This is a genomic window from Thioalkalivibrio sp. ALE9 (assembly GCF_000377445.1).
GTDB lineage: Bacteria > Pseudomonadota > Gammaproteobacteria > Ectothiorhodospirales > Ectothiorhodospiraceae > Thioalkalivibrio.
The window spans coordinates 84,736-111,730 of the sequence record NZ_KB898124.1 but is presented as its reverse complement, the minus strand read 5'-3'; the positions used below and the strand labels follow the sequence as shown (position 1 = coordinate 111,730).

27 protein-coding genes are annotated in these 26,995 nt (G+C 66.4%); all 27 read right to left on the bottom strand.

Annotated features, from left to right (window positions below):
* Positions 1-2 precede the first annotated feature (2 nt).
* Positions 3-1,427: a diguanylate cyclase domain-containing protein gene (locus D106_RS15185; RefSeq protein ID WP_051074661.1), complete on the bottom strand. Its 1,425-nt coding sequence runs from the start codon at positions 1,425-1,427 to the stop codon at positions 3-5.
* Between the two features lie 227 nt (positions 1,428-1,654).
* Entirely contained in the window at positions 1,655-2,221 is a 567-nt protein-coding gene (locus tag D106_RS0106255; RefSeq protein WP_018876253.1) for an SgcJ/EcaC family oxidoreductase, read from the bottom strand.
* Between the two features lie 97 nt (positions 2,222-2,318).
* Positions 2,319-3,296: a LysR family transcriptional regulator gene (locus D106_RS0106250; RefSeq protein ID WP_018865985.1), complete on the bottom strand. Its 978-nt coding sequence runs from the start codon at positions 3,294-3,296 to the stop codon at positions 2,319-2,321.
* A gap of 357 nt (positions 3,297-3,653) precedes the next feature.
* Positions 3,654-5,975 (bottom strand): nitric oxide reductase activation protein NorD, encoded by a 2,322-nt coding sequence (locus D106_RS0106245; protein WP_018877702.1) that lies wholly within the window; start codon positions 5,973-5,975, stop codon positions 3,654-3,656.
* A gap of 18 nt (positions 5,976-5,993) precedes the next feature.
* Positions 5,994-6,797, bottom strand: a complete 804-nt coding sequence (locus D106_RS0106240; RefSeq protein WP_018879542.1) for a CbbQ/NirQ/NorQ/GpvN family protein — start codon at positions 6,795-6,797, stop codon at positions 5,994-5,996.
* Positions 6,798-6,855: 58 nt separating this feature from the next.
* Positions 6,856-7,245 carry a hypothetical protein gene (locus D106_RS0106235; protein ID WP_018879541.1) on the bottom strand — a complete coding sequence of 130 codons (390 nt, stop codon included), beginning with the start codon at positions 7,243-7,245 and terminating at the stop codon, positions 6,856-6,858.
* Entirely contained in the window at positions 7,242-7,877 is a 636-nt protein-coding gene (parA, locus tag D106_RS0106230) for a ParA family partition ATPase (protein WP_018877705.1), read from the bottom strand. The genes D106_RS0106235 and parA overlap by 4 nt, the downstream gene beginning before the upstream one ends.
* Before the next feature lie 59 nt (positions 7,878-7,936).
* Positions 7,937-8,218 (bottom strand): 4a-hydroxytetrahydrobiopterin dehydratase, encoded by a 282-nt coding sequence (locus tag D106_RS0106225; RefSeq protein ID WP_018865980.1) that lies wholly within the window; start codon positions 8,216-8,218, stop codon positions 7,937-7,939.
* Positions 8,219-8,253: 35 nt separating this feature from the next.
* On the bottom strand, positions 8,254-8,676 hold the full coding sequence (locus D106_RS0106220) for a bacterioferritin (RefSeq protein WP_018865979.1): 423 nt from the start codon (positions 8,674-8,676) through the stop codon (positions 8,254-8,256).
* A 10-nt stretch (positions 8,677-8,686) separates the two neighbouring features.
* Positions 8,687-9,001, bottom strand: coding sequence for a BMC domain-containing protein (locus D106_RS0106215; protein ID WP_026181393.1), 315 nt, complete (start codon positions 8,999-9,001; stop codon positions 8,687-8,689).
* Positions 9,002-9,068: 67 nt separating this feature from the next.
* Positions 9,069-9,362, bottom strand: coding sequence for a BMC domain-containing protein (locus D106_RS0106210; protein WP_012982276.1), 294 nt, complete (start codon positions 9,360-9,362; stop codon positions 9,069-9,071).
* Between the two features lie 31 nt (positions 9,363-9,393).
* Positions 9,394-9,693 carry a BMC domain-containing protein gene (locus D106_RS0106205; protein WP_012982275.1) on the bottom strand — a complete coding sequence of 100 codons (300 nt, stop codon included), beginning with the start codon at positions 9,691-9,693 and terminating at the stop codon, positions 9,394-9,396.
* Between the two features lie 41 nt (positions 9,694-9,734).
* The gene (locus tag D106_RS0106200) at positions 9,735-10,067 is read right to left on the bottom strand and encodes a carboxysome peptide B (RefSeq protein WP_017940627.1); all 333 of its coding nucleotides are present in this window, start codon (positions 10,065-10,067) and stop codon (positions 9,735-9,737) included.
* Positions 10,068-10,071: 4 nt separating this feature from the next.
* Positions 10,072-10,323 carry a carboxysome peptide A gene (locus D106_RS0106195; RefSeq protein WP_017940626.1) on the bottom strand — a complete coding sequence of 84 codons (252 nt, stop codon included), beginning with the start codon at positions 10,321-10,323 and terminating at the stop codon, positions 10,072-10,074.
* A gap of 17 nt (positions 10,324-10,340) precedes the next feature.
* The gene (locus D106_RS0106190; protein WP_051074737.1) at positions 10,341-11,897 is read right to left on the bottom strand and encodes a carboxysome shell carbonic anhydrase; all 1,557 of its coding nucleotides are present in this window, start codon (positions 11,895-11,897) and stop codon (positions 10,341-10,343) included.
* A gap of 24 nt (positions 11,898-11,921) precedes the next feature.
* Positions 11,922-14,867, bottom strand: coding sequence for a CsoS2 family carboxysome shell protein (locus tag D106_RS0106185; RefSeq protein ID WP_018879539.1), 2,946 nt, complete (start codon positions 14,865-14,867; stop codon positions 11,922-11,924).
* A gap of 162 nt (positions 14,868-15,029) precedes the next feature.
* Positions 15,030-15,362 carry a ribulose bisphosphate carboxylase small subunit gene (locus D106_RS0106180; protein ID WP_018865976.1) on the bottom strand — a complete coding sequence of 111 codons (333 nt, stop codon included), beginning with the start codon at positions 15,360-15,362 and terminating at the stop codon, positions 15,030-15,032.
* A gap of 68 nt (positions 15,363-15,430) precedes the next feature.
* Positions 15,431-16,852 (bottom strand): form I ribulose bisphosphate carboxylase large subunit, encoded by a 1,422-nt coding sequence (locus D106_RS0106175; protein ID WP_018865975.1) that lies wholly within the window; start codon positions 16,850-16,852, stop codon positions 15,431-15,433.
* A gap of 314 nt (positions 16,853-17,166) precedes the next feature.
* Positions 17,167-20,265 (bottom strand): efflux RND transporter permease subunit, encoded by a 3,099-nt coding sequence (locus D106_RS0106170; protein ID WP_018879538.1) that lies wholly within the window; start codon positions 20,263-20,265, stop codon positions 17,167-17,169.
* A gap of 13 nt (positions 20,266-20,278) precedes the next feature.
* Complete coding sequence (locus D106_RS0106165; protein WP_018879537.1) at positions 20,279-21,388, bottom strand: efflux RND transporter periplasmic adaptor subunit; 1,110 nt, start codon at positions 21,386-21,388, stop codon at positions 20,279-20,281.
* A gap of 59 nt (positions 21,389-21,447) precedes the next feature.
* Positions 21,448-22,221, bottom strand: coding sequence for a TetR/AcrR family transcriptional regulator (locus D106_RS0106160; protein WP_018879536.1), 774 nt, complete (start codon positions 22,219-22,221; stop codon positions 21,448-21,450).
* Between the two features lie 86 nt (positions 22,222-22,307).
* Positions 22,308-22,982 (bottom strand): type 1 glutamine amidotransferase domain-containing protein, encoded by a 675-nt coding sequence (locus tag D106_RS0106155; protein ID WP_026279176.1) that lies wholly within the window; start codon positions 22,980-22,982, stop codon positions 22,308-22,310.
* A 156-nt stretch (positions 22,983-23,138) separates the two neighbouring features.
* The gene (locus D106_RS0106150) at positions 23,139-24,146 is read right to left on the bottom strand and encodes an NAD-dependent epimerase (protein ID WP_018876244.1); all 1,008 of its coding nucleotides are present in this window, start codon (positions 24,144-24,146) and stop codon (positions 23,139-23,141) included.
* Between the two features lie 4 nt (positions 24,147-24,150).
* Positions 24,151-24,408 carry a cell division topological specificity factor MinE gene (minE, locus tag D106_RS0106145; RefSeq protein ID WP_026142882.1) on the bottom strand — a complete coding sequence of 86 codons (258 nt, stop codon included), beginning with the start codon at positions 24,406-24,408 and terminating at the stop codon, positions 24,151-24,153.
* Positions 24,409-24,410: 2 nt separating this feature from the next.
* A complete protein-coding gene (gene minD, locus D106_RS0106140; RefSeq protein WP_018876243.1) occupies positions 24,411-25,220 on the bottom strand; it encodes a septum site-determining protein MinD in 810 nt (269 codons plus the stop codon).
* 101 nt (positions 25,221-25,321) lie between these two features.
* Positions 25,322-26,092: a septum site-determining protein MinC gene (gene minC, locus D106_RS0106135; RefSeq protein WP_018866568.1), complete on the bottom strand. Its 771-nt coding sequence runs from the start codon at positions 26,090-26,092 to the stop codon at positions 25,322-25,324.
* Between the two features lie 138 nt (positions 26,093-26,230).
* Positions 26,231-26,992, bottom strand: a complete 762-nt coding sequence (locus D106_RS0106130; RefSeq protein ID WP_018879535.1) for a DUF1295 domain-containing protein — start codon at positions 26,990-26,992, stop codon at positions 26,231-26,233.
* Between the last annotated feature and the right edge of the window lie 3 nt (positions 26,993-26,995).

The following is a 26,995-nucleotide window of genomic DNA, read 5'->3' as shown; positions in this document are numbered from 1 at the left end:
GTTCATTGCGACCGCGAGACCAGTCGCGCCATGACCGCAGCCGCATCCTCGGCTTCCGCCATGCCCATAGAAGATTCGTGATACACGTTTCCGAGACGCCCCACATCCACCTGGGACACGACATCTTCCAGCAGCTCTCCGAGCCTTTTGGCCAGCACGTCGACGCCGCTCGCGGTCGTTTGTGGCAGAAACAGCCAGATGCGGTCGTCACCGGTACGGGTCATCAAATCCGTGGACCGAACCAGGGCCTTGACGCGTTCGGCGAAGGTGTCCACCAGTGCCACACCGCGCCCATGACCCAGCGCATCGATGACCCGGGCCATGCCGTTCAAATGCAGCAGGATCAGGCCAAATCCGATCTCGTCATGACGCTGCCGCAGCTTCAGCGACCAGTCCACGAAGAACTCGAAGTGTTCCGGCGCCACATGGTTGATCTCGTCGAAGGCTCCGTAGAGATCCCGCAGCTCCCCTGTCCGGGCCAGTAACCGCCCAGCCTCCGATAACCGGTAGCGGTAAATTCCCATGGGCTCAAGTTCATCGGGGTCATGGGCCTGGCCACACCCCATGCAGCGCGCCAGTACGCGGCCCTCCATGAACATATGCTGGCAACTGCCGCAGACGTGATTCTCCAGTGGTCGGTCATAGTCCTCGCCAATATGACGCAGGACCGCCGAACAGTTCGGGCACCGCAGCATGCCGCCATCCTGGAATAGACGCTGCGGCCCCACATGCCCACAGGCGAAGCAATGCAGTCCGGGCTCGGTGCGTATGTCGAGCGAGTCGCATTCCGGGCACACATCAACAAAACTCAGATGCCCTTGCCGGCATCCCGGGCAAAGGCGTACGCGGTCGACCAGCTCCACACCTTCGAGAAGACGGCGTTGGCGCACCCCCCGCAACCAGAACTCGGGCGTATCTTCTTCGAGCAAAGCATCTAGGAGCGGATAGCGATACAACTGCTGGGCATGCCAGTCCCGCACCGGCACCAGATGCAGGCCCGGGTGACTCCACAGCAAAGCCAGAAGCACTTCATCCTGACTACGGGGGGGCCGCCCGCCATTGGCGGTTTCCAGGCGTGCTGCACAATCCACGATACGCTGGGAGGGCTCATCGACGGAGTGAAAGGGACCGTCGGACAGGGCCCGCGTCTCGGCATCGGCGTCGCCATGCAGCCAGAGCAACCGCATTCGGTCCTGTGGATGACACCGTAAGGCCCGCGCCACAGCTGCGGTGTCGGGCAGCGCATCCGCATCGATCACGAAGGCCATCATGCCGGCTCCATCGATCCGGCTGGCCTCGTAATCGGCTACGGTTTCGAAGGCGGTACATGCAAGCCCCGTTGCCAGTCGCTCCGCCAGCCCCGACTGCCGAGTAAAAACCACCAAATGGGGTGAAGTGCTTTCCCGTTGTGCCGACCCGTTTGTCATCCGTCCCGCCAGTCATGGCCCGATTGGGCGCCGTCCTCTGCCGTACGTTCAAGCGCCACGCCGGAAACGGGGCCACCCGACCGCGCGGTGTTTGCGCAGAAACGTGACGAGTATCACACACTGGTCATGCCGGAATACAGCCAACCCTCACAGAAAGCCACTAATCGAGAGGGAGACCGCCTACTCTTGCGAGCCCCAAAAGGCCGGGCACGGTCGCCCCGTGAAGACTAGTCAGTCGGCATCATCGAGGAGTGGTGGTGGACGATCTTCCACTCTCCGTCGCGGTTCTCGTAGACGAAGGTGTAGCGCGCGGGGACATCCTTGGTCTCGCCGCCGTCGGTGACGCGGAAGGTATAGGTGCCGGCGTCGGTCAGCTTGTTGCAGCCGAGCTTCACGTTGCGGGTGTTGATCGTCCCGAAGGGCTTCTTCTCGAGGAAGTGCTCGAAGTAGTCCTGGATCTCGGCGTGCGTGGTTCGCGGGACGTTGGAGACCGTCGGCAGCAGGACCGCATCCTCGGCATAGCGTTCGGTGACCTTGCGCGCATCCCCGGTCTGCAGGGCGTCGTTCCAGCCCTCGAACAGTTCCTCGGCCAGGCGGCGGGTCGCGGGGGCGCAGACCACGCAGCTCTCGTTCGGCGGGGTGTCGATGGCGCCGAACGCCGGATCGCCACCCGTCCCGGTCACCGGGTGGTGCTGGTCGCGATGCGAGGCGCTGAGGCTCAGGCGCGCACGGGGCGACTCGTCGGCATTGATGAACTGGGTGCCGCTGATACGCGGCCGGCTGCTCGTGGTCACTGACTGATCTCCGCATACGGCCATTGCCGGCCGGATAAAACGTGAATTATAAGGGACCCTGGAGGGGCTGTCAGGGCGCCGGTCGCGGGCCGCCTGGTCAGCTCGCCTGCGCCTTGAACGCGGCCAGCAGGTCCTCGACCTGACCGCGCACCCGCGCCTCGTCCTGGATGGCAAAATCCAGGAAGGTCTGGGCGACCACCGACAGGACCTTCTGTCTGGGGTGGACGATGTGCCACTGGCGATGGATCGGGAAATGCTCCACATCCAGCAGCGCGACCGGCCCCCCGGCCCCTTCCGCGCTGAGGGTATGCAGCGACAGCACGGCGATCCCTAGGCCCCCGATGACCGCCTGCTTGATTGCCTCGTTGGAGCCGAGCTCCATGCGCACGGTGGGGTTGATGCCGTGCTCCTGGAACAGCTTCAGGGTCGCCTCGCGGATGCCGGAACCCGGCTCGCGCATCAGGAAGGTCTCCTGCTCCAGGCGTTCGATCGGGATGTTGCGCTGCCCCGCCAGCGGGTGGTCGCGGCTGGCCATCACCACCAGCGGGTTCGGCGCGAACGGGTAGACGGCGATATCGGTCAGCCGCTCGGGTACGTGCCCGATGATGTACAGGTCATCGTCGTTGCTGGCCAGGCGATCCAGCACCCGGTCGAAGTTGCTGACCTCCAGCGACAGCTCGATATCCGGATAGCGCTTGGCGAACTGCCCGAGGATCGTGGGCGCGAAATACTGCGCCGTGGTGATCACCGCCAGACGCAGGCGCCCGCGCTTCAGCCCGTGCATCTCCGCGAGCTTCATCTCGAGATTGGTCAGCGCCCCCAGCATCTCGCGGCAGGTGTCGTACAGCAGCAGCCCGACCTCGGTCGGGAAGGCCTTGCGTCCGACGTATTCGAACAGCGGCAGGCCGAGCGCACCGGAGAGCTTCTTGATCTGGATGGAGACGGTCGGCTGGGTCAGATAGAGCTCTTCCGCCGCCCGGGTGAAACTGCCCAGGCGCACGATCGCCTCGAACACCTGCAACTGGCGCAGGGTCGCATGCCGGATCAGATGCGCGGGCAGCTCGGACTTCAACATCACCTGCGGAAGGCTGGACTCCTTCGGCGGTGTCGAGCTGCCCCCCGTCTTGGCCATGCGAGTACCGTGATCCCCAGGGAAACGCTGATTAGTGTACACGCTCGCGCTCGAGTCGCTTTTGCGTGCGAACAAGGCGCGGTGACTGCCGTGCAGTCACTCTGCACAAGGGAACCGCAACGCCGTGCGCGCGCAAAAGCGGCCGAGCCCCTGCTCTCAATAGGTTGTGGGGTTGGCACCCCAGGTTCCCCGATCCTGCGTTGCGCCGCTTGCGGGTAGAACCACTACCCGCTGCACGACGCGCCTTGTCTCGGAAAACCTGGGGTGCCAACGCGAGTGTGTACATTAATCAGTGTTTCCCTAACGGGTCAGGCCGGCGTACAGCATCGGCAGCTTTTCCGGGAGCCGCTCGATGTGGTCCAGCACCATGAAGTGCTGCGCACCGAAGATGCGTTCCACGTACTCGTCGGCCTGCGGATCCAGGCTGATGCAGAAGCTGTAGACGCCGTTCTTGCCCACCTCTTCCACCGCACGCTTGGCATCCTGGCGCAGGTACTGCGGATCGCGCACATCGGTATCCGCCGGCTCGCCGTCGGTGACGATCAGCAGCAGCTTTTTCTGCGTGCCCTGCTGGTGCAGCAGGTGGCCGGCGTGCCGGATCGCCGCGCCCATGCGCGTGGACAACTGCCCCTTCATCCCGGCCAGCCGCGCCCGGGCGTGATCATCGTAGGGGGCATCGAAATCCTTGAAGCGGTAATACTCGACATCGTGGCGGCCATCGGAGGCGAAGCCGTGGATCGCGAAGGGGTCGCCGATCTTGGAGATGGCCCCGCCCAGCAGCGCGGTGGCCTCGCGCGCCAGCTGGACCACGGTCGTCTCGCCATCGGCAAGGGGCTCGTTGGTGGACTCGGACAGATCCAGTAGCACCAGCACGGACAGGTCGCGCACCTGACGGATATTGCGGACGTAGATCCGCTCGTCCGGCTGGCGGCGCATGCGCAGATCGATCTGCGCCTCGACCAGGGCGTTCACGTCCAGTTCGTCGCCCTCGGCCTGCTTGCGCATGCGCTGCACACCCTGCGGCTGCATCGCCTCGATCAGGAACTTCAGACGCGAGATCAGCGGCTTGTGCTTTTCGTTGATGGCATCGATCTCTTCCACGTCGCCCTTCTTCGGACGCCGCTCCAGCAGAGTGACCCAGTGCGGCCGTTCCAGCTGCATCTGGTAGTCCCACTCGTGGTAGTGGTAGGGCAGCGAGATCGGCTCCTTGCCCTCCTGCTGGTTGATGCTTTCGTCTTCACCGTCGCGGAACCACTCGGTCGCCAGCACCATGATCATCTGGGCATCATCCCCGGCCCCGGGGACATCCAGGGTGTTGATCATCTCCATGGGTGTGACGTAGACGCGCTCCTGGTTCGAGCCACTGGCCATCAGCGTCTCGAAGTCGTCTTCCTCGCGGCCGAAGGCCCAGATATAGCGGTTGTCATCGCGGTAGAGGACATCCGGGGCCACCTGCCGCGGATTCATGTAACCCTTTTCCGGGAACTCCGACGCCAGGGCTTCGGCCAGCTCGCGCGCCAGACCCGCAGCCTCGAGGCCCTCCGCCCGCTCCGCCAGCGCCGCGCGCGCCTTGCCTACAAACGGGTGGTCGTCGCGGTAGTCGGGATCCAGCAGGGCCCGCGCGGTGCGGGCCAGCAGCGCCTGCGGGGCGTCACCATCGTCGGGCGTCGCGGTGTGCAGGGGGATCCACAAGTTGCGCAGGCCGGGGAAGCCGCGCGTCGCCAGGCCCTCGACGCGTGCATCCTCGAACAGCTCCGTCAGCACCCCGATGACGCCGCGCGGGGCCTCCTCCGGCTGCATCTCGCGGGTAAAGACCACGTGCGCCGCCGCATGCGCCGCCGCAGCACGATAGAGATCCAGACCGGTCAGGCCTTCCCAGTCGTCGAAGGCGTCCGGCAGGAAGATCGTGAAGCCCTCGATGTAGGGCTTGTAGCCCTCGCGCGACTCGAAGTCGCCACTGGTGGGGCGCATGAAGAAGTCGCGCGCCCACAGCGAGCGCAGATAGAGGTTGATGCGGCGCTGGACATCCACGAACAGTGTCCCGCGGCGTTCCTTCTGGAACACCGAACGGGACTCCGGCGACTCCAGGCCGAAATAGGCGATCTGAGCCTCCAGGTCCGTGCGGTGGGCCTGCGCCCCCCAGCTCGCCCAGCGACGCAGCCCCCCCAGCGTGAGGTGGGTGAGGAGCTCGTCGAGGTGTTCCAGCATCGGGCGTACGCCGCGCGGCGCCTGCCCCAGCAGGTTGTCCACCAGGCGCAGATAGCCCGAGAACAGACCCTGGTCCCCCAGTCGCCGCGCGGCGATGGGGCTGGTGGAGATCAGCAGGGTGATTACCGCGGCACTGGTCTTGGAGTACATCTTGATCGCCGAGCTGACCAGCTCGCCGACCGCGTCCTCGCCCAGTTCCTGCGCCACATCCGGCGTCTCCTGGACGAAGGCGATCACCATCTCCGAGCCACGCCCGAGAGAATGCAGGCTGCGAGCCCCTTCCAGGTAGTAGCGCTTGAGGCCCGCGGCACTGAACGCACGCGAGGCCTCCTGCCACGAGGCCTCGAGCACCTCGGCCGCCTGTCCCCCGAGGTCTTCGAGGAGGTCCTGGTAGTCCTCCAGATGGATGCTCATCGTATCCCGCGCGGGCGTCTAGAAGAACGTCGTGACGGCGGAGTCGAGGGCGTCGCGCATGTCCGGGTCATCCGTGATCGGGCGCACCAGCGCCATACGGCAGGCGGCCAGCGGGGCCACCCCGTTGGCAATCAGCGATGCCGCGTACACCAGCATGCGGGTCGAGATGCCCTCGTCCAGACCGTGCCCCTTCAGGTTGCGGGCACGCTCCGCCACGCTGACCAGTTTCCCGGCCATGTCCTCGTTGATCCCGCCCTCGTGCGCCACGATCCGTGCCTCGGTCTCGTGATCGGGGTAGTTGAAGTCCAGCGCGCCGAAGCGCTGCTTGGTGGACTCCTTCAGATCCTTCATCAGGCTCTGGTACCCGGGGTTGTAGGAGATCACCACCTGAAAGTCCGGGTGCGCCTCCACCATCTCGCCCTTCTTCTCCAGGGGCAGGACGCGGCGGTTGTCCGTCAGGGGATGGATGACCACGGTTGTGTCCTGACGCGCCTCGACGATCTCGTCGAGATAGCAGATCGCACCATGCCGTGCCGCCCGGGTCAGCGGCCCGTCCTGCCAGCGCGTTCCGTCGGCGTCCAGCAGGTAGCGCCCCACCAGATCCGACGCGGTCATGTCCTCGTTGCAGGCCACGGTGATCAGGGGCTTGCCCAGCTTCCACGCCATGTGCTCGACAAAGCGCGTCTTGCCGCAGCCGGTCGGTCCCTTGAGCATCATGGGCATGCGCACCGAATAGGCCGCCTCGTACAGCTCCACCTCGTCCGCGGTCGGCTGGTAGTACGGCTCTTCGGTGATCAGGTGATCGCGTAGTTCGTCCTGCATCTTTTCGACTCCTCAATCAGAAAGGCCGGGGCAAGCCCCGGCCGCCGGAACGCAGCCCTCAGTCGGGCCAGATCCGCTCGGGATGCAGTTCGGTTCCGGTGTTGTCCGCCTTGGGCGTCTTCTTTGCCGCCGGCTTTTTCGCGGGGGTCGACTTCCGGCTGGCGGATGTGGACTGCGCCGATGCGCCGGACTTGCGCGTCGCGGCCGGCTTCTTCCGCGTGGTCGTGCGCTTGCGTGCCGGTGCCTTGCCGGTCTTGGTGGCCGCCTTCTTGGTGGCGGCGGCCTTGGTGCTGGCGGCGGCCCGCGGCTGGCTGCTCGCCGGCTCCTGACTGGTGTCCTTCTGGCCCGAGGCTTCGGGCTTGGCGCCCGCGTCCTGGCTCTTGTCCTTGTCCTGATCCTCGCGTGCACTGCGCACGCCGGCTGCCAGCTTGTCTTGCAGATTGCTCATTGCGACACCTCCTCGATGATGGCTTCGATCTCCGACGCCGCGGCCTCGCCGGGCTTGCCCAGATCAAAGACGGAACAGCCCTCGAGCGCCGAGCGCCGATAGATGGCCCGCCGGCGCAGCGTCTGCTCCAGGGCGGGGATGTCAATCTCCATCAGTGCATGCTTCATCGCGCGCGACAGCGCACTGCGGACCTCGAGCTGATTGACCACGATAAACGGGCGCAGGCTAGGGTTCTTGAGGCGCGCCTCTTCCAGCCCCCGGCCCATTCGGACACTGCCCCACAGATCGACCGGAGACGGCAGCACGGGGATCAGCACCTCGTCGGAGGCCGCAAGCGCGCCGTTGACCGCACCGCCCTCCAGGGTCGGCGGGCAGTCCACCACGATGTGCTCGTAATCCTTGCGCAGCGCTTTCAGCTCCCGATCCAGGGGACCCGCTACCGCGAAGACCGATGCGGGGAACGGCCGCTCATCCGAGGCCATGCGGGCCCACTGGGCGGCCGAGCCCTGCGGGTCGGCATCGACCACCAGGGTTCGACCCCGGCGCGCCAGCCCGGCGGCCAGATTCATGGTCAGGGTGGTCTTGCCGGTACCGCCCTTCTGATTGACTACCGCGATTACCCTCGAACCCACGCAACAGCCTCCTGCGGAAGGGGCCGGGACGGACCCGGCCCGTCAAGTATGCCCCCGGCTCAGCCGGTGGTGGCAGCGGCCAGGCGATCGACCTCCAGGGCAAAGGCCTTGTCGCCCTCTCCCAGTTGTTCGCCGTCTCGGGCGTCAATCGTGATGTTCACGTACGTGGTTCCGAAGCTGATGTTCGGATGATACCCGTCCTGTTCGGACAGCTCGGCCACGCGGTCGAGAAACTCCCGGGTGATGCCGTAGCGCTCGAACGTGAACTGCTTGCTCATGGACGCCGAGGTCCCCTTGCCGGGCTCCCACCCGGCCGGAACCACCAGATCGGTATCCGCCATTGCCTACTCCGCTCGTCTTGCCGCGTCCGCGTGCATCACGCGGGACTGCCCTGGGCGTCGATCTCGCGCACGTGTTCCAGCTCATCCTCAAGGATGCTCTCGAACAACGCGGCATCGTCCACCGCGCCTACGCGCCGGCAGTAGACAGCCGCCTCGTCATACAGACGGACTGCCTCCATCTCCAGCTCGCGGTTGCGGGCCATCAGCTCGGCCATGGAGCGGCCAAGCCGGACCGGCGCCAGCTGGCTGCCGTTCGGGGCGACCCCGTAGTGAAACATGCGGGTCATGAAGCGATCCGCATGATCCAGCTCTTCCTGGGCATCCCGACGCAGGCAGTCGCTCACGTCATTCATACCCCACATCGCGGTCAGCCGCGCCTGGGCCAGGTACTGCTGAACCGCCGACAGCTCGTGCGCGACCGCGCGGTTCAGGTATCCCACGATCCGTGGATCGGACATGGATGTCGCCTCAGCTGGCCGAACCGCTGGCGGTCGGGGCCGTCGGCAGGATGCCTTCCACTTCGGAATGCACACGCGCAATGATGTGCGCGGCCACCAGGCCGTCACCCACGCGTTCGCAGGAATCCGCACCGGCACGCACGGCGGCGTTCACGGCACCGGTTTCGCCACGGACCAGCACGGTCACGTAGCCACCACCGACGAACTGACGACCGATCAGGCGCACTTCGGAGGCCTTGGTCATCGCATCCGCGGCCTCGATCGCCGGGACCAGACCGCGGGTCTCGATCATGCCAAGGGCCACACCAGAAATTTCGCTAGCCATCATCTACCTCTTCTTGAAAAAAGCCGCCGGGACCCACCGGGGCCCGACGGCGTTCGACTACCGCGAGTTACGGCTTTTCCGGGAGGATGTTTTCCACCTCGGAATGGACGCGAGCAATGATGTGCGCGGCCACCAGGCCGTCACCCACCCGTTCGCAGGAATCCGCACCGGCACGCACGGCGGCGTTCACGGCACCGGTTTCGCCACGGACCAGCACGGTCACGTAGCCGCCACCCACGAACTGACGACCAATCAGGCGCACCTCGGAGGCCTTGGTCATCGCGTCGGCGGCTTCGATCGCCGGCACCAGACCACGGGTCTCGATCATGCCGAGGGCCACACCAAAGTTTTCGCTAGCCATTACTCAACTCCTATCAAGCGTTACAGATGAATTACTTTTCAACCTGCTCGGGCAGGATGCTTTCCACTTCGGAATGCACGCGGGCGATGATGTGCGCGGCCACCAGGCCGTCACCCACACGCTCGCAGGAATCCGCACCGGCGCGCACGGCAGCGTTCACGGCACCGGTTTCGCCACGGACCAGCACGGTCACGTAGCCACCGCCCACGAACTGACGACCGATCAGGCGCACTTCGGAGGCCTTGGTCATCGCATCCGCGGCTTCAATCGCCGGCACCAGACCACGGGTCTCGATCATGCCCAGCGCCACACCAAAACGTTCAGTTGCCATTGTCTTCTCTCCTGGAGTTACAGTTTTTCAAAAAATGACGCTCACGCCGCCTTGCGGGAACCAGCAGAGCGCTGTGCATCGGTCTGGTCTCGTCCTGCCTCGTCCTTCGACCCTTCCGTCTTCTTTCCACCATCGTCCCAGTGGTCGATGATGCCGCCGATCGTCAGATCGGTCTGAATACTGTTGTCGTCCAGCGCGTAGCGCGCGGCCGAGCCACTGATGGTGAACACCCAGTTGCCCGGATGCGCCCCGACCGTGTCCACCGCCACGTTCAGGGCCCCTTTCTGGTCCACAAGCACGCGCAGCGACATGGTCTTCAGCCCGTCCACGCGACGGGTCACCACCAGTTCGTCCTGCACCTGCATGATTTCCATGGAGCTACTGCTCCTCCCAGTAATCGATGATCCCGACGATCGTCGCGTCACTGGGATAGGACTTGTCACCGGCCGCCTCACGTGCCGCCGAGCTACCGACTACGATCACCCAGTCACCCGGTACGCAGCCGACCGCGTCCACCGCGACGGTGCGCGGACCACCGGCCTTCTCCTGGACCACCAGCAACGGCCGGTGCCCCAGATCGCGGATGCGGTTGGTCGAAACCAGCGTCTTCTCAACCTTGCAGATCTTCATTCCCGTTCCCGTGTGCGTCAGGCGGCCAGCGGTTCCAGACGGCTTCCGCTACGCTTGTCGCGGATCACCATGTGGCAGCCAATCAGGCCCTTCTCTGCCAGGTCGCGATAGCGATCCATGATCTGGTCGCGGATGCGACGGCAGCGTGCCTCCACCCGTTCCCGCGATCCCGGCACCTTGCGGTCGTAGCGGTAATGAATCACCACCGGCACCGGCAGGCCGCGCTCGACATTCAACTTCCGAAAAATCTTGTTCACCCCGACGTCCGTACCTTCGGAGCCCTCTTCCATCGTCTCCAGGTGCGCGAAGTATGCGAAGTTGCGCACCTGCATCTCCTCGATCTCCTGGCCGACGATGATCACCCGTTCCCGGTGGCCCACGTCGGCGTAGTGCCCGCCGTGGTACCGCGCCACATAGTCGAGCTGCGAAATATTGTTCAGCAGCAGCCGCGAGATCAGCCGCAGCATGCCCTCGTGCGGGGCGCCGTTCCCGCGTCCCCAGCCCTGCTGGTGGATCGCATCCTGGATCGCCTGGTACACCCGCAGCGACGCCGCCTGTTCGTCCAGTCCCTGCGTCTCGCGGTACAGCTGCGCGCTGTCCACGAAGCGGTACAGGCTCATCCGCGTGTCGGCGTCCGGGATGTGGATCTTCACCGCATCCGTGTCCGTATCGACGCCGATCAGCAGCGTGTCCACCGAGGCCCCACAGCAGTAGGTGTTCTCGATCGCCTGGCGAAACGCGCGCAGCTGGTGCAGCGCGCCATCGGCCGCGTCGCGTTCGCTGTTTCCGTGCGCCGCGCAACCCTGATGCAGCGGATCCGCGCCACTGTAGTGGTAGGCCGCGATCTTCAGATAGCGGCTGGGGACATCGGCCGTCGTCGGCCGCCCCTCGCGGAAGCGCAGCAACTCGCGCTTAGTCCAGTGGCGCACATCCTCTTCGATGTCGAACTGCGCGCCGGCATAGCTCTTCACCCGTACCGCCAGATCCGGAAGGCGCAGGATGAAGCGCCGCAGGCCCAGCAGACGGCCATCGGAACAGGGCGAGATGTCCACCTCGTGAAAGTCGCAGTCGAGGAAATACGCGATCGCGCTTTCCGCCTCCGCGACCAGGTCATCCCGACCCGCCCAGTACTCGTTCACCACCTGGTCAAACAGCTCGAACGTCCCGTGCAGGTACAGCTCCCGCGTGTCCAGATCGTTGATCCAGGCATCCTCCAGCGCCTTCTCCGGCAAGCGGTAACCCAGTTGCTCCTGCACAATCGCCTGGGCCCGTTCCTCGAAGTCGCGCTCGTGTTGCAGCGCGTGCACTTCCTTCAGGACCGGCACCAGCTGCGCGAAGCGCTCGCGGAACCCCCGCTCGAAGGCATGCAGGCGCTCGTTCATCGCCACATCCGCCAGCGGATGGCCCGGCCGCAGCTCCCGGGTCGCCTCCATACCGGACGAGCCGGTAGGGGCCGCCGGTGGCACCGCGGAAACCGGTGCCGCCGGGGCCGGGGCCGCCGCGCGCGCAGCCACCGCCCGGGACTTCGCGAACCGCGAGCCCGGGGTGCTGTTCTTGCGACGACCTCGCACCATGGCGTCCTGTGCCCTCGCCCGGCCTTAGCCGCGCGCCCCGCCGGACAGCGTCACCAGGGAACCGGCGTCGCTGTTCCCGGAGGAACCCGTGATCTTGCTCGGCGGCACGTCCTTGCGTTCGAGTTCGCGATTCACGTAGGCACTGCGGCCTTCGCCGCGCGGATTGCCCTTCTGGGTCGCGTTACGGCGCGTGGAAAAGCCCTCGGTGCCGGTCACCCGGTCGCCGCGCTGCCAGTCATCGCCGGTAATGGAGACTCCATTGCTGCTGCCGTTCACGGTCACTCGGTCGGCACCGACCTTCTGGCCTTCCTCGACCGGGGCCGCCGCGACGGCCTGCTGGCCCCCGTTGTAGCGGAACTCCTCGGTACCGGACACCAGCCCCATGGCCTTGTTGATCGAGCCGGTCAGGCGTCCGCTCGTGCCATAGGCAGTGCCGGTCACACGCTCGCGGCGTTCCGCTGCCGACCGTGCCGGCGTCGCCACGCTGAACCCGGCATTCGGCATCGGACGCTCGGCAACCTGCGGTGCCGATTGCGCCGGAGCCGCAGCCTGCATCCCTTCCGGGCGAAGACGCGGGTGCAGACTGCCGGCCACGCTGGCGCAGGTCTGGGCGAACTCGTTGGCACCCACATACGGGGCACCGGAGACGTCCTGACAGGCACCGCGCTCGGTTCCGGTCACGCGTTCGTCGTATCCCGGCTGGCTGCCGGAGACCGGATGGGCCGGCGTCGAATGACGCTCCGCCACGCGGGTCTCGGCGACCCGTGCATCCTGCGTCTCGCAGAACTGGTCGTACTGGTCGGGCCCGATGTACGCCGTGCCGCTGACCGGCTTGCAGGCGCCGTATTCGTCACCCGTCACGCGAGCGGAACGACCCACCGCAGTGCCGGACACCGCCTGCTGATTCCAGGTGCGGCCGACCGTCACCTTTTCCGGCGCCGCATCCGGACGCTGGCCGCCACAGAAGGCGTCATAATGCTCGGAGCCGGCGTACTCGGTGCCGGTGATCGGCTTGCAGCCGCCGTACTCGTCACCCGTCACGTGGATGGAATGATCCACCTGGGTACCGGACACCTCGCGACCGCGCAGGGTATGCATCACGCCGACCTTGGGCACGCCTCCGGCTGCCGGACGATCACAAAGATCCCCGAAGTCGGACTTGTTGTAGTACGGCGTACCGGTCAGCGAGGCACAGGAGCCGCTCTCGTCGCCGGTGACCTTGGGGCTGCGGCCCACGGCCACCCCGGTCACGCTCTGGTCTTCCATGGTGTGCGACTCCTGGACCTTGGCCGGCGCCGGTTCCGGGCGGGTACCACAAAACCCCTGGAACTGTTCGGTGCCGAGATATTCCGTTCCGGTAACCGGCTTGCAGCTGCCGTATTCGTCACCCGTGACCTTGACGGAGCGCCCGACTTCGGTACCGGTCAGTTCACGACCGCGAAGGGTATGCATGACGCCGACCTTCATCGGCGCTCCGTTCGGCTTTCCCGTGTTGCAAGGGACCTCGCTGGCGGCGGTGTTCAGGTACTCGGTACCGGTGACATCGCGGCAGGACCCGGACTCGTCGCCCGTCACCTTGGGGCTGCGCCCGACCGACGTCCCCGACACGCCTTCACCATGCCGCGTCACCATCACACTGGTGCGCGCCGGACCCGCCTGCGGACGGGTGCCGCAGAAGCCTTCGTACTGCTCGGTACTGAGGTATTCGGTACCGGTGATCGTCTCGCAGGAACCCCGCTCGTCACCCGTTACGCGGGTCGAACGCCCGACCTCGGTCCCACTCACGGACTGGCCATGGGAGGTATGCGAGGTGCCGACCTTGGGCGGATTGCCCGCCGGGCGCACGCCGCAGTAGCGCTCGTAGTGCTCCAGGCCCAGGTACTCGGTACCGGTGATCGACGAGCAGCTGCCCGCCTCGGTGCCGGTCACGTGGGAGGTACGCTCCACCTGGGTGCCGCTCACGTGGCTGCCGGCCAGCGTGGTGCCTTCCTCGACCTTCGGGGGCGCGTCGTCCTCCGCCGGACGCGGACGTCCGCAGGGGCGGCCCGGCTCGGAGGAGCCACGCCCCAGCTTGCAGAGTTCCTCGCGCCGCTGGCGCGCCACTTCGCGCGTGGACATGCCCTTGCGCTTGGCGGCCTTCCAGGCACCTTCCTGCGGCAGCGCGCCACGGGCCTGGCCACTCTTGAAGCGGCGGCGCAGGGCCTGTTTGCCGTTCTGCGCCATGGCATCGCGGCGGGCCATGCAGATCGCACGGACCTCGGAGATCATCGGGTGCGGACCGGCGGCCTCGCCTCCGGACTCGACCTTGTCGCACAGCTGATCGAGACCGCTCTCGACCACGGCGTTCTCCTGGGACGGGGCCGTGTCGCGGGCCTCTTCACGCCCGGACTTCTCGCCCTTGCAACCGCAGCCGCAGTCTTTCTTCGCATCGCTGCGCTCGGACGCGGTCGGCTCGGTGCCCTTGATGCGGTCTTCCCGCCGGGGCTCCGGCGCCACGGCCTTCTTGCCGTCGGTCGACAGGGCCTGGCGGCGCAGGCGGCAAATCTCGCGACCGCTCATGTTCGAGCAGTCGACCTCGACGTTCTGCGACTGGGCCAGTGCTTCGAGCTGGCGCGAACGCTCGGCGCCGGCGCGGGCCATGCCGCCGGATACCTGCGCTCGCGTGTTGGTGCGGCCTACGGCCTTCTTGCCCTGGCGCGCCATCTTCTGGCGACGCTCGAGGGCGGCCTGGCGGCCGTTGGAGGCACCCGCGTGCGCGCCCGGCTCGGGGCGGCGCTCGGGGGTGGTGTCGCGGGTCTCGAAGGAGACCGGCGACGACGATTCGCTGGAGTGCGTCTCCGGCTCCCGCGCCTGGGGTGCCGGGGCGGGTTCCGCTTTCGCCTGGCGCGCCTGTTGCGCAGCCGCGGCGGAACGGCTGTTCCCCTTGTTTTGGCCGGTCGACTTCACGGCAGCCTTGCCATTACGAGACATGGCCTTGCGCCGTTCCAGGGCACGTTCGCGCCCCGAGAGACCTTCAGACGCAGATGTCGGATTACTCATGGCACTTCCTTACAGTTGGCGGCAGCAACGGTAAATAACGCTGAACTGAACTGCCGGGCCCGCAACCGGGCCCGGCAGGCACCGGGGCCTCTCTTAACGACCGCGGTCGACCACGAAGGCCATGCCCTGACTCTGGGCGTAGTTATCATAGGCGATGAAGCGAACCATCATGCCCGGGTTGGAGCGGCGGCATTCTTCGATTTCCTGAAGGACCGCTTCCACGGACTGTTCGCCGAAAAACGGCAGTTTCCACATGTACCAGTAATGGGACATGGCGTTTTCCTTCTCGGAATATTCCACCGCCGGGTTCCAGCCCTGGGCGAGGCAGTATTCAATCTGCTTGCGCACCTGATCGGCGTTCATCTCGGGCAGGTAGGAGAAGGTCTCGTACTTCTGTACCGGCTTGAAGTTCTGAATATCGGACATGTCGGTAATCCTATGCTCTTGTTCTGTCAGGGTGCGGGCGACCCGTCAGGCCGCCCGCACTCGGGCGATCACTTGTGCTGGGTATCCAGCTTGTCGACGGTATCGAACTCGAACTTGATCTCCTTCCAGGTCTCCATCGCCACCTTCAGCTCGGGGCTGTGCTGGGCGGCCTGGGTGAGGATCTCCTTGCCTTCCTTTTCGATCTCGCGACCTTCGTTACGCGCCTGCACACAGGCTTCCAGCGCAACGCGGTTGGCCGTCGCACCCGGGGCGTTGCCCCACGGGTGACCCAGCGTACCGCCACCGAACTGCAGCACGGAGTCGTCGCCGAAGATGGAGACCAGGGCCGGCATGTGCCAGACGTGGATACCACCGGAGGCCACGGCGAACACGCCCGGCATGGAGCCCCAGTCCTGATCGAAGAAGATGCCGCGCGAGCGGTCTTCCGGCACGAAGGATTCGCGCAGCAGGTCGATCCAGCCCAGAGTCGCGGCGCGGTCACCTTCCAACTTGCCGACCACGGTACCGGTGTGCAGGTGGTCACCACCGGACAGACGCAGGATCTTGGCCAGCACACGGAAGTGGATACCGTGCTTGGGATGGCGGTCGAGCACCGCGTGCATGGCACGGTGGATGTGCAGCAGCATGCCGTTGTCGCGGCACCAGTTGGCCAGGCCGGTGTTGGCGCAGAAGCCGCCGGTGATGTAGTCGTGCATGATGATCGGCGCGCCAATCTCCTTGGCGAACTCGGCACGCTTGTACATCTCTTCCGGGGTCGGCGCGGTGACGTTCAGGTAGTGACCCTTGCGCTCGCCGGTTTCGGCTTCGGCCTTTTCGGTCGCTTCCTGCACGAACTCGAAACGATCACGCCAGCGCATGAACGGCTGCGAGTTGATGTTCTCGTCGTCCTTGGTGAAGTCGAGGCCGCCACGCAGGCACTCGTACACGGCACGGCCGTAGTTCTTCGCGGACAGACCCAGCTTCGGCTTGATGGTGCAGCCCAGCAGCGGACGACCGTACTTGTTCATCTTGTCGCGCTCGACCTGGATACCGGAAGGCGGACCACCACAGGTCTTCACGTAGGCCATCGGGAAGCGCACGTCTTCCAGGCGCAGGGCACGAATGGCCTTGAAGCCGAACACGTTGCCGACCAGCGAGGTGAACACGTTCACCATCGAGCCTTCTTCGAAGAGGTCGATCGGGTAGGCGATGAACGCGTAGAAGGACTCGTCGTCACCCGGGACGTCCTCGATCATGTACGCCCGACCCTTGTAGTAATCCATGTCGGTCAGGAGGTCGGTCCACACCGTGGTCCAGGTACCGGTGGACGACTCGGCCGCCACAGCGGCTGCCGCTTCTTCGCGGTCGATGCCCGGCTGCGGGGTGATCTTGAAACATGCCAGCAGATCGGTATCCAGCGGCATGTATTCCGGCATCCAGTATGTTTCGCGGTAATCCTTGACACCCGCGGAGTACTTCTTGGCGGCCATGTGGCTTTCTCCTACGCGTTGGTTAATCGTGACGGTCGACTAGATTAGGGAGGGCAATCACTAATAACAAATAAATAATCTAGATACGACCAATAGACTATCGTTTATATAAAAGCCGGGCAGCGGGAGGGCCGCTGACCGGCAGGGGTTCGGTTCGCAGCGGCGCGGCCAGACCGGAATCCGTCGCTCGCGCCGCAATGCGGATTGCGATTGTAGTCCAAGACCGTAGTCCGTGCATGCCTTTGTCGCGACGGATTGCACAGACGGCTTCACCGACCGCCCGGAGCCCGACGCCCGGGTCGGCGCGGACGGCTTCAGGAGGCGGGGTCCGCAGCGGGCTCGGCGCCGCTGGCCGCCTGGTGATCACGGGCCAGGTAGAGGTAGATGGCCGGCACCACAAACAGGGTGAACAGCGTGCCAATCGCCATGCCGCTGGCGATCACCAGCCCCATGGCGAAACGCGAGCCGGCGCCAGCCCCGGCGGCCATCAGCAGCGGCACCATAGCAACCACCGTCGCCGTGGTGGTCATCAGGATCGGGCGCAGACGCAGGGACGCGGCCTCCTCGATGGCCTCGCGCAGGCTGCGCCCCTGACGCTGCAGCTGGTTGGCGAACTCCACGATCAGGATGCCGTGCTTGGCGATCAGTCCGATCAGCGTCAGCAGGCCGACCTGGGTGTAGATGTTCAGCGAGGTCACGCCGAGGCTGATGAAGATCAATGCCCCGGCGATCGACATCGGCACCGTGGTCAGGATGATCAGCGGGTCGCGGAACGACTCGAACTGCGCCGCCAGGACCAGGAAGATGACCAGCAGGGCAAAGAAGAAGGTGACCACGAGGTCCCCGCCCTCGGCCTTCAGCTGGCGCGACTGGCCGGCGTAGTCGACACTGACGTCCGGCGGCAGGACCTCCGCGGCGATCTCGTCGATGATGTCCAGCGCCTCGCCCAGGGTTACGCCCGGGCGCGGGACGCCGGAAAGCGTCACGGCGTTGAGCTGCTGGAAGCGCTTCAGCGAGCGCGGGGTCACCGTCTCCTCCAGCGTCACGATGCTGGACAGCGGGATCGGCTCGCCATCGCGGGTCCGGGTGAACAATTCCTCCAGCTGCTCCGGATTCAGGCGCTCGCTGCGCTGCACCTGCGGGATCACGCGGTAACTGCGGTTCTCCATCGCGAAACGCCCGGCAAAGCCACCGGACAGCATGGTTGCGAGATCGGCATTCAGCGTGGCCATGTCGATGCCCAGCTGGGCGGCGCGCTCGCGGTCGATCTTCAGGTCCACCTGGGGCTGGTCGAAGTCGAGATCGGTATCCATGAAGATGAAGCGCCCGGTCTCCATCGCTCGACCCACGATCTCGTCGGCAAACTGCTCCAGCTCCTCGAACGAACCGGTGGACCCGAGGACCACGCTCACCGGCGCGCCATCGCCCGGGGTGGGCAGCTGCGGCGGCTGGATGGCGAACACCTCCAGCGCCGGGATCCGGTCCAGACGCGGCTGCAGCTCTTCCTCGAGGATGGTCTCGGTATCCCGCTCGCGCTGATCCCAGGGCGCGAGCACGAAGCCGCCCAGGGCCTGGTTGCTGGCACCGGCGATGCCCGGGCCCCCACCGAAGCCGTTCACGATGAAGATGTTCTCGAGTTCGGGGATCTCGTCGAAGAAGCGATCGGTCAGCGCGGTGTTGCGCTCCAGCCAGTCCAGGCCCATGTAGGCGTCGCCCTCCATGATGGAGAACGCGAAGCCCTGGTCCTCCGGCGGCTCCAGCTCGCTCTGCGAGGTCACGAACAGGAAGTAGCAGGACACCAGCACGATGGCCCCGAACACCGCAATGGTGAAGCGGTCGTTCAGCGCCCCGTGCAGGCGCCGGCGATAGCGGCCCTGCAGGGACTCGAAGCGCGCATCCAGCCAGCTTTCGATGCGCCCGCGCTTCTCCACGGCCCCATCGCGCAGGATCTTGGAGCACATCATCGGCGACAGCGTGATCGCGACGATCCCGGAGATGACTACGGTCGCCGCCAGGGTGAAGGCGAACTCGATGAACAGGGTCCCGGTCAGCCCGCCGATGAAGCCCAGGGGCAGGAACACCGCGACCAGCGTGGTCGACATCGCCACGATCGGCCAGGCCAGCTCGCGCGCCCCCTGGATCGCCGCATCCATGCGCGACATCCCGTCCTCGATATGCCGCGAGATGTTCTCCAGCATGATGATCGCGTCATCCACTACGATGCCGATCGCCAGCACCATCGCCAGCAGCGTCAGCAGGTTCAGCGAGAACCCCATCAGCAGCATCAGCATGAAGGTCCCCACCAGGGACAGCGGCACCGCGACCGCGGGGATCAGCACACTGCGCAGCGAGCCGAGGAACAGGTAAATCACCACCAGGACGATGGCCAGGGCGAGCCCGATGGTGAGCAGCACCTCGTCGATTGCGCTCTGGATATAGTCGGTGGAGTCATAGACGATCTCGCCTTCCAGCCCCGACGGCAGCCGCGGCAGGATGCGCTCGTCGAAGACGTCACGCACCTCGGCGATCACGTCCAGCGCGTTCGCGTCCGGCGCCAGCTCGATGCCCACGAAGGTCGCCGCCTGGCCATTGAAACGCACCGAGGTGTCGTAGCTCTCCGAGCCCAGCTCGACCTCGGCGACATCGCCCAGACGGACCAGGTCGCCGTCGGTCTCGAACAGGATCAGCTGCTCGAACTCCTCCGGGCGCTGCAGGTCGGTGTCCGCGGTCAGGTCCAGCCCGACCATCGAGCCGCGGGTCTGCCCCACGGCGGAGAGTACGTTGTTGCGCTCCAGGGCCTCGCGCACGTCGCGCCCGGTTACGCCGAACGAGGCCATACGGTCGGCATCCAGCCAGGCACGCATGGCGAAGCTCTGGGCGCCCAGGATCTCGGCGCGCTGCACCCCGTTGACCGTGGCCAGCTCCGGCTGCACCTCGCGGATCAGGTAGTCCGTGGTCTGGTTGTTCGATAGTCGTTCGGAGTAGAACGACATGTACATCGCCGCCACGTCCTGCCCGACCGAGAGATCCACGACAGGGTCCTCGGCCTCGGCCGGCAAATCGCTGCGGATCTTGTCGACCTGCGCCGAGATCTGGGTGAGCGCCTCGTTGGGGTCGTAGTCCAGCTCCAGGTGGGCCTCGACGATACTGATGCCGGCACGGCTGGTGGAGACCAGATAGTCGATCCCCTCGGCCTCGGCCACCTCGCGCTCCATCGGCGTGGTGATGAACCCCTGCACCAGATCGGCATCGGCGCCGATGTACGCGGTGCTGATGGTCACCACCGCGTTCTGCACCTCGGGGAACTGGCGCACGTTCAGATCGAATACCGCACGCACCCCGAACAGCAGGATGAACAGGCTGACCACCGTGGCCAGCACCGGCTTCTGGATAAAGATGTCGGTAAAGCGCATGGCCGGGCCCCGCTCAGCGATTCGCCGGGCGCGGATCGCGCTCGGCGTCGGGCTGGGCGTCCTCGGTGATCTCCACCGGCGTGTCGTTCTGCAGCTTCAGCAGCCCGCTGGCGGCAATGCGCTCGCCCGGCTCCAGTCCGTCCAGCACGCGCACCAGGTCACCCCGGCGCTCGCCGGTCTCGATCAGACGCTGCTCCACCCGCAGCTGGCCCTCGTCATCCTCCTCGATCACGAACACCGACTGTCCCCAGGGGGCGAAGCGGATCGCGGTCTGCGGCGCCACCACGGCCTCCTCCGCCTCGCCGCGATCCAGCGTGACGCGGGCGAACTGGCCGGAACGCAGACGCCCCTCCTCGTTCGCGAGTACGGCCTGCACGCGGAACATGCGCGAGGCCGCGCGAACCCGCGGCTCGATGGCCGTCACCTCGCCGGTGAAGGCATCACCGAAGGCATCCACCTCCACCTCGACCTGCTGCCCCAGGGCGACCTCGCCCAGACGCCGCTCGGGCAGGGTGAAATTCACGTACAGCGGCTGCAGGGCCTCGAGGACCACGATCGGTTCGCCGGGACCCACGAACTGGCCGACGTTCACCTCGCGTATGCCCAGCTCCCCGGCAAAGGGCGCGCGCAGGCTCTTCTGCCGAATGCGGGCCTCCTGGGCCTTCACCGAGGCGGCGGCCTGCTCGGCCTCCGCCACGCGCCGCTGGAACTCGGAGTCCGAGATGTCGTTGCGCTCGATCAATCCGCGCGCTCGCTGCAGCTCGCGCTGCGCCAGGCGCTCGGCCGCGCGCAGATTCTCCAGCTCGGCCTCGTCCAGGGTGGTGTCGAGATCCACCAGGGGATCGCCAGCCTCGACGCGGGCACCGTTCTCGAAATGGATGGCCTGCACGATGCCCTGCGCCTCGAAGCTCAGGGTCGCGCCCTGGACCGCCTCCAGACTGCCGATCGCGCGCACCCGCGGGGTCCAGGTATCGGTCGCGACCTCGGCGGCATTGATGGTGACCACCGGCTCCGGCATATCCTCGAAGTACTCCGCGATCTGCTGATCCACGAAGACCTTGAAGCCGAAGATACCGCCCAGCACGATGGCGACCGCCACCAGCATCAAGATGAAACGCTTCATCGAAGTCTCCCGGGCCGGCGGGTCAATCCCCACCGGCGTCATGAATATGCGCGGTCGGGTCAGTCCGCCGCGTTCGAGCCGTCATCGGCGATCTGCTCGCCGATCCCGGCCGCGCGCAGCGACGCCCGCACACGGTCGGTCTCGGCGCGCACCACCGCGGGCTCGTCCGGATCCGTTCGCGGCTCCCAGCGCCAGCCGGTCATCAGGGCGTGGAAATGGCGGATCAGGTGGTCATAAGGCCGATGGATGTCATAGGCATCCAGCAGGCCCCGGGCATTGGCCAGGCTTTGCATCCCCACGTTCAGCGCCCAGGGCCCCAGCCCCATCTCCTCCTCGGAGATCTCCCGCGCCGGCGGCAGGTCGCCGCGCTCGCGGGCCTCGGCCACTACCGCGTGGACCGCCTCGCTGATCGGACGCCCCGCCTCCAGCAACGCCTCGCGCCGGGGCGTCGAGACATTCGCCCACACCACCTCGGTCACCAGGTACTGGGTGAGCCGGTAGTAGTCCGGATTGTTCGCGGCGAAATCGATATCGGTCAGAACGATCGCCAGCATCCGTGAACGCGTGCCCAGGGCCAGCCCCGGGATGGCCCGAAAACGCCCCGCCCGCTCGCGGGTCGTGCGCGCCGCCACCGCCGCCAGCAGGTCCTCGCGGGACTCGAAGTGCTGGTACAGGGTCCCGGTGGCGTACTCGCAATACGCCGCCAGCTTCGACATCTGCAGGCCCAGCAGCCCGTCCTCGCGGATCCGTTCATGGGCCCGTTCGATAAACAGCGCCTCGCGCGCCTCGCGCTCGCGCCTTCTGCGATCCTCGGTGCTCATGGCGGGCAGCATATCGAACCCAAGCCGATTTTTGAACTGGATTCACAAATCGGCCCAATAAAGGCCGGGGACCTGGCCCCGGCCCCATTGGCGGAGGGTCAGCCCGCCTCGCGCAGCAGGCGTACGATCGCGTCGGCCACACTCTTGCTGGACTGCGGGTTCTGGCCCGTCACCAGCTTCCCGTCAACCACCACGTGATCCGCCCAGTCATCGGCGGTCTCGACCTCGCCACCCAGCTCCTGGAGCTTGTCCTGCAGCAGGAACGGCATCGCGCTGTCCAGCTGCACCGCCTTCTCCTCGCTGTTGGTAAAGGCAGCCACCTTGCGCCCCTTCACCGCCGAACTCCCGTCGGCCAGCATCGCGCCGACCAGGCAGGCCGGGCCGTGGCAGACCGCACCCACGACCTTGTCGTTCTCCAGGAACTCCGCGACCAGGCGCTGCACATGCGGGTTGTCCGGCAGATCGAACATGGTCCCGTGCCCGCCGGGGAAGAAGATCGCGGCATAGGCCCCGTGATGCATATCCGCATCGAGTGCGATCGTATCGTCCAGGGCCTCCTGGGCGGCCACGGCGGCCGCCCCCGGATGGCTGGCCTCCAGGCTCTTCGGATCCAGCGGCACCGGCCCGCCCTTCGGGCTCGCCACCTTGACCTCGAAACCGGCCTTGCGAAAGCGATCATAGGGCTCGGCGAACTCGTCGAACCACACGCCGGTCGCCTGGCCCGGGCCGATCTCGCCGTGGCTGGTGACGACCATCAGTATTGTCTGGCTCATCCCGATACCTCCTTTGCGTCCATGTCTGTGGTGGACTCACCGGAAGGTCACAGGTTCCTGGCACCCACCCGCTGCATGGGTGCGCGAAGGCTTAGGAAAGGTCCGGCGCAGGAAGGCCCTGGCGGGGCTCGCCATCCGGCAGGCCCCGCCCGGGAATCAGACCCGGTAGTACTCGCGATACCAGTCCACGAACCGGGCGATGCCGTCTTCCACGCGGGTGGCCGGGGCATAGCCCACATCCTCGCGCAGGGCCTCGACATCGGCATAGGTGTCCGGCACATCCCCCGGCTGCAGCGGCAGGAGGTTCTTTTCGGCCTTCCGGCCCAGACAGTCCTCCAGCACCTCGATGTAGCGCATCAGCTCCACCGGCTCGTGGTTGCCGATGTTGTAGAGCCGATAGGGCGCGGCACTGGTGGCGGAATCCGGCTCGGCCCCGCTCCACTCGGGGTTGCGCGGCGCCACGTGATCCAGGGTGCGGATCACGCCCTCGACGATGTCGTCGATATAGGTGAAGTCGCGCCGGTGGTGCCCATAGTTGAAGACGTCGATCGGCTCGCCCGCCAGGATCTTCTTCGTGAACAGGAACAGCGCCATGTCCGGGCGGCCCCAGGGACCGTAGACGGTGAAGAAGCGCAGGCCCGTGACCGGCAGGTCGTAGAGGTGGCTGTAGGTGTGCGCCATCAGCTCGTTGGCCTTCTTGCTCGCGGCGTAGAGCGACAGCGGGTGGTCGACGTTGTCGTGCACCGAGAACGGCATGGTGGTGTTGGCGCCGTAGACCGAGCTGGAGCTGGCGTAGACCAGGTGCTCCACGCCGTTGTGGCGGCAGCCCTCCAGGATGTTGCCGAAGCCGACCAGGTTGGTGTCGACATAGGCCGCCGGGTTCTCCAGCGAGTAGCGCACCCCGGCCTGGGCCGCCAGGTTCACCACCCGCTGCGGACGGTGCTCGCGGAATACCCGCTCCATCGCGGCACGGTCGGCGATGTCCTCGCGCACCTCGGTATAGTTCGGGTGGTCCTGGGTGCGCGCCAGGCGCGCCTCCTTGAGCGAGACGTCGTAGTAGTCGTTCAGGTTGTCGACGCCGATCACCTCGTCGCCGCGCTCCAGCAGGCGCAGGCTCAGCGCGCTGCCGATGAATCCGGCCGAGCCGGTGATGAGCACTTTCATCGTGCTATTCCTTGTCGTCCGGCAGGGTGATGTTCAGCTCGAGGACCTCGCAGTCCCCCTCGCGATCCACGTTCATCTGCACCGCGTCGTCGTCGACCTGCACATACTTGCGGATCACCTGGAGCAGTTCCTGCTGCATCGCCGGGAGGTAATCGGGCCCGGAACGCGCCGCGCGCTCGCGCGCCACGATGATCTGCAGGCGTTCCTTGGCGACACTCGCGCTCTTCTGCCGCGGCTGGCGGAAGTAATCGAAGATCCCCATGATCACCCCTTGAACAGGCGCCCGAAGAAGCCCTTCTTCGGTACGTCGACAAAGCGCAGCGGACGTTCCTCGCCCAGGAACCGATCCACGGCGTCCTGGTAGGCCTGCCCGGCATCGGATTCCTCGTCCAGCACCACCGGCTGCCCGGCGTTGGAGGCATTCAGCACCGCCTGGGATTCCGGGATCACGCCGAGCAGTTCGATCGCGAGGATCTCGCCGACGTCCTCGATGCTCAGCATCTCGCCGCGTTCGGCGCGCTCGGCCGAATAGCGCGTCAGCAGCAGCTTGCCCTCGATCGGTTCGCCGCCCTGCTCCACCCGCCGCGTCTTGCTCGCCAGGATCCCCAGGATGCGGTCGGAGTCGCGCACCGAGGAGACCTCGGGGTTGGTCACCACGATCGCCTCGTCGGCGAAGTACGCAGCCATCAGGGCGCCACGCTCGATGCCAGCCGGGCTGTCACAGACGATGTACTCGAAATCCTCGGACAATTCGTTCAGCACCCGCTCCACGCCGTCCTGGGTCAGGGCGTCCTTGTCGCGGGTCTGGGAGGCCGGGAGGATGTACAGGTTGTCCACCCGCTTGTCGCGAATGAGGGCCTGCTTCAGGTTGGCGTCGCCGTTGATCACGTTGACGAAGTCGTACACCACGCGCCGCTCGCACCCCATGATCAGGTCGAGGTTGCGCAGACCCACGTCAAAGTCGATCACGGCGGTCTTGTGGCCGCGCAGGGCCAGGCCGGTGGCAATCGCGGCCGAGGTGGTGGTCTTGCCCACCCCGCCCTTGCCCGAGGTAATCACTACGATACGTGCCATGTTGGCTGCAGCTCCTTGTCGTCTTGCCGGTACCCGGCGGTGCCGGGGACAGACGGACGGGTTCCTGTCATGTCGTGGCCGGCCGCCCTTCGGGCCGCCGTTCAGATCTCCGCGATCTTGAGGCTTTCGCCGTCCAGTGTCACCAGCCGATTCTCGCCACGCTCGGCTTCCGTGATGTCCTCGGCGATCCGGTAATGCCCGGCGATGGACAGCAGCTCGGCATCCAGACGCCGGCAGAAGATACGCGCCGTCACCAGGCCACGCACCCCGGCCAGCGCACGCCCTCTTAGCGGCCCCAGCACATGGATGTGCCCGTCGGCCAGCAACTCGGCCCCCGGCGAGACCGCGCCGGTAACAATCAGGTCGCCGCCACGGGCATAGATCTGCTGCCCGGAGCGCACCGGCTGATCGACGATACGGGTCGCGCTGTGGACGGCCGCGACCTCGGCCGGCGCGCTCTTCTCCTGCGCCTCGTCGGCCCGCTCGGGCGCCGGGGTCTCGTCCTCCAGCGACACCTCGCCGGTGGGCGCACCGCCGCGCCCGCCCAGTTGCAGCACCGGCAGGACATCGAACAGTTCCGCATAGCTCTGCAGCCGCTCGGCGACCTCGCCGGCCTGCAGCCCGATCAGCTTGAAGCCCTCGGCGCGCACGCGCTCGATGGTCGCCTGCAGATCCGACTCCGGGCTCTCGGCCACCGCCTCCAGATCGAGCACGATCGGCATGTCGCGCATCAACTCCGGGGCCTGCTCGCGCCGCGCCGCCAGCACCTCGCCCAGGACCTGCGGATCGGTCTGGTACACGCGCAGCACGGAGACCAGCATCATGCGCCCTTTCAGCTCAATGGCCTGGACGGAACTCGGGGTCGCACTCATTGGATCGATCGACTCGCTCGCGGTTGGCTGCATCAATGAAGGCTGCGCCCGGCGGCGAAACCGCCCGGCGGGACGTGCGCTTTATAGCGCGGAGGGGGAAAGCACGGCAAGGGATCCGGGCCCGTTGCCACCCGCGGTTCAGGGGCGTGGCGGACCCGGGATCAGCGTGTTGGTGCGCCGCACATAGTCCGCGTACCCGGGACGCGATTCGTGCAGGCGTCGTTCCAGCAACGTGACGCCGGACACACGCAGGATCAGCAGGATCATCACCACCGCCGACGGGACGGCCCACCAGCCCCCGGCGGCCAGGGCCAGCAGGCCGAACCCGACCCAGACCACGATCTCGCCGAAGTAGTTGGGATGGCGGCTGTAGCGCCAAAGCCCGCGATCCATCACCTGCCCACGGTTACCCGGATCGCGGCGAAAGCGCGCCATCTGGGCATCGGCCACCGCCTCGAACCACAACCCGACGGCCCAGGCCAGAAGCCCGGCGACAGCCAGCGGCCACCACAGGCCATCGGCCTGTATCACCGCCAGCATCGGCAGGCCGATCACGGCCACCAGGGCCCCCTGCAGCCAGAAGATCGTCACCATGCTGCGGGCGGCGAAGGCCGTGTCGCTGCGACCGGCGCGCATGTCGGTGTAGCGCCCGTCCTCGCCATGACCCCAGTTGCGCCAGGTGATGAAGGCGGACAGACGCACACCCCACAGCAGCACCGGGATCACGATCCACAGCCCCTGCGGCGGCCAGCCGGACAGCCCCCACCACACCAGTGTGACCAGCACGAAGCCCAGCCCCCAGTAGCGATCCACCAGGCTGGCATCGCGGCGGGCAACACTGGCCGCCCAGACCCCCGTCATCAGGAGCAGCGCCGCGGCCAGCCCGGCGACGAACAGCATCCA

Excerpts from the sequence above, each read along its gene's own strand:
- D106_RS0106160 (WP_018879536.1), bottom strand. The coding sequence starts at position 22,221 with ATGCTGCCCGCCATGAGCACCGAGGATCGCAGAAGGCGCGAGCGCGAG.
- D106_RS0106240 (WP_018879542.1), bottom strand. The coding sequence starts at position 6,797 with ATGCAGGACGAACTACGCGATCACCTGATCACCGAAGAGCCGTACTAC.
- D106_RS0106190 (WP_051074737.1), bottom strand. The coding sequence starts at position 11,897 with ATGGTGCGAGGTCGTCGCAAGAACAGCACCCCGGGCTCGCGGTTCGCG.
- D106_RS0106225 (WP_018865980.1), bottom strand. The coding sequence starts at position 8,218 with ATGGCGGATACCGATCTGGTGGTTCCGGCCGGGTGGGAGCCCGGCAAG.
- D106_RS0106150 (WP_018876244.1), bottom strand. The coding sequence starts at position 24,146 with ATGAAAGTGCTCATCACCGGCTCGGCCGGATTCATCGGCAGCGCGCTG.
- D106_RS15185 (WP_051074661.1), bottom strand. The coding sequence starts at position 1,427 with ATGACAAACGGGTCGGCACAACGGGAAAGCACTTCACCCCATTTGGTG.
- D106_RS0106245 (WP_018877702.1), bottom strand. The coding sequence starts at position 5,975 with ATGAGCATCCATCTGGAGGACTACCAGGACCTCCTCGAAGACCTCGGG.
- minD (WP_018876243.1), bottom strand. The coding sequence starts at position 25,220 with ATGGCACGTATCGTAGTGATTACCTCGGGCAAGGGCGGGGTGGGCAAG.
- D106_RS0106250 (WP_018865985.1), bottom strand. The coding sequence starts at position 3,296 with ATGTTGAAGTCCGAGCTGCCCGCGCATCTGATCCGGCATGCGACCCTG.
- D106_RS0106195 (WP_017940626.1), bottom strand. The coding sequence starts at position 10,323 with ATGAAGATCTGCAAGGTTGAGAAGACGCTGGTTTCGACCAACCGCATC.
- D106_RS0106180 (WP_018865976.1), bottom strand. The coding sequence starts at position 15,362 with ATGTCCGATATTCAGAACTTCAAGCCGGTACAGAAGTACGAGACCTTC.
- D106_RS0106130 (WP_018879535.1), bottom strand. The coding sequence starts at position 26,992 with ATGCTGTTCGTCGCCGGGCTGGCCGCGGCGCTGCTCCTGATGACGGGG.
- D106_RS0106170 (WP_018879538.1), bottom strand. The coding sequence starts at position 20,265 with ATGCGCTTTACCGACATCTTTATCCAGAAGCCGGTGCTGGCCACGGTG.
- D106_RS0106165 (WP_018879537.1), bottom strand. The coding sequence starts at position 21,388 with ATGAAGCGTTTCATCTTGATGCTGGTGGCGGTCGCCATCGTGCTGGGC.
- D106_RS0106185 (WP_018879539.1), bottom strand. The coding sequence starts at position 14,867 with ATGTCTCGTAATGGCAAGGCTGCCGTGAAGTCGACCGGCCAAAACAAG.
- D106_RS0106215 (WP_026181393.1), bottom strand. The coding sequence starts at position 9,001 with ATGGCTAGCGAAATTTCTGGTGTGGCCCTTGGCATGATCGAGACCCGC.
- D106_RS0106175 (WP_018865975.1), bottom strand. The coding sequence starts at position 16,852 with ATGGCCGCCAAGAAGTACTCCGCGGGTGTCAAGGATTACCGCGAAACA.
- D106_RS0106200 (WP_017940627.1), bottom strand. The coding sequence starts at position 10,067 with ATGGAAATCATGCAGGTGCAGGACGAACTGGTGGTGACCCGTCGCGTG.
- D106_RS0106235 (WP_018879541.1), bottom strand. The coding sequence starts at position 7,245 with ATGAGCAATCTGCAAGACAAGCTGGCAGCCGGCGTGCGCAGTGCACGC.
- minE (WP_026142882.1), bottom strand. The coding sequence starts at position 24,408 with ATGGGGATCTTCGATTACTTCCGCCAGCCGCGGCAGAAGAGCGCGAGT.
- minC (WP_018866568.1), bottom strand. The coding sequence starts at position 26,092 with ATGAGTGCGACCCCGAGTTCCGTCCAGGCCATTGAGCTGAAAGGGCGC.
- D106_RS0106205 (WP_012982275.1), bottom strand. The coding sequence starts at position 9,693 with ATGGCAACTGAACGTTTTGGTGTGGCGCTGGGCATGATCGAGACCCGT.
- D106_RS0106155 (WP_026279176.1), bottom strand. The coding sequence starts at position 22,982 with ATGAGCCAGACAATACTGATGGTCGTCACCAGCCACGGCGAGATCGGC.
- D106_RS0106220 (WP_018865979.1), bottom strand. The coding sequence starts at position 8,676 with ATGTCCGATCCACGGATCGTGGGATACCTGAACCGCGCGGTCGCGCAC.
- D106_RS0106210 (WP_012982276.1), bottom strand. The coding sequence starts at position 9,362 with ATGGCTAGCGAAAACTTTGGTGTGGCCCTCGGCATGATCGAGACCCGT.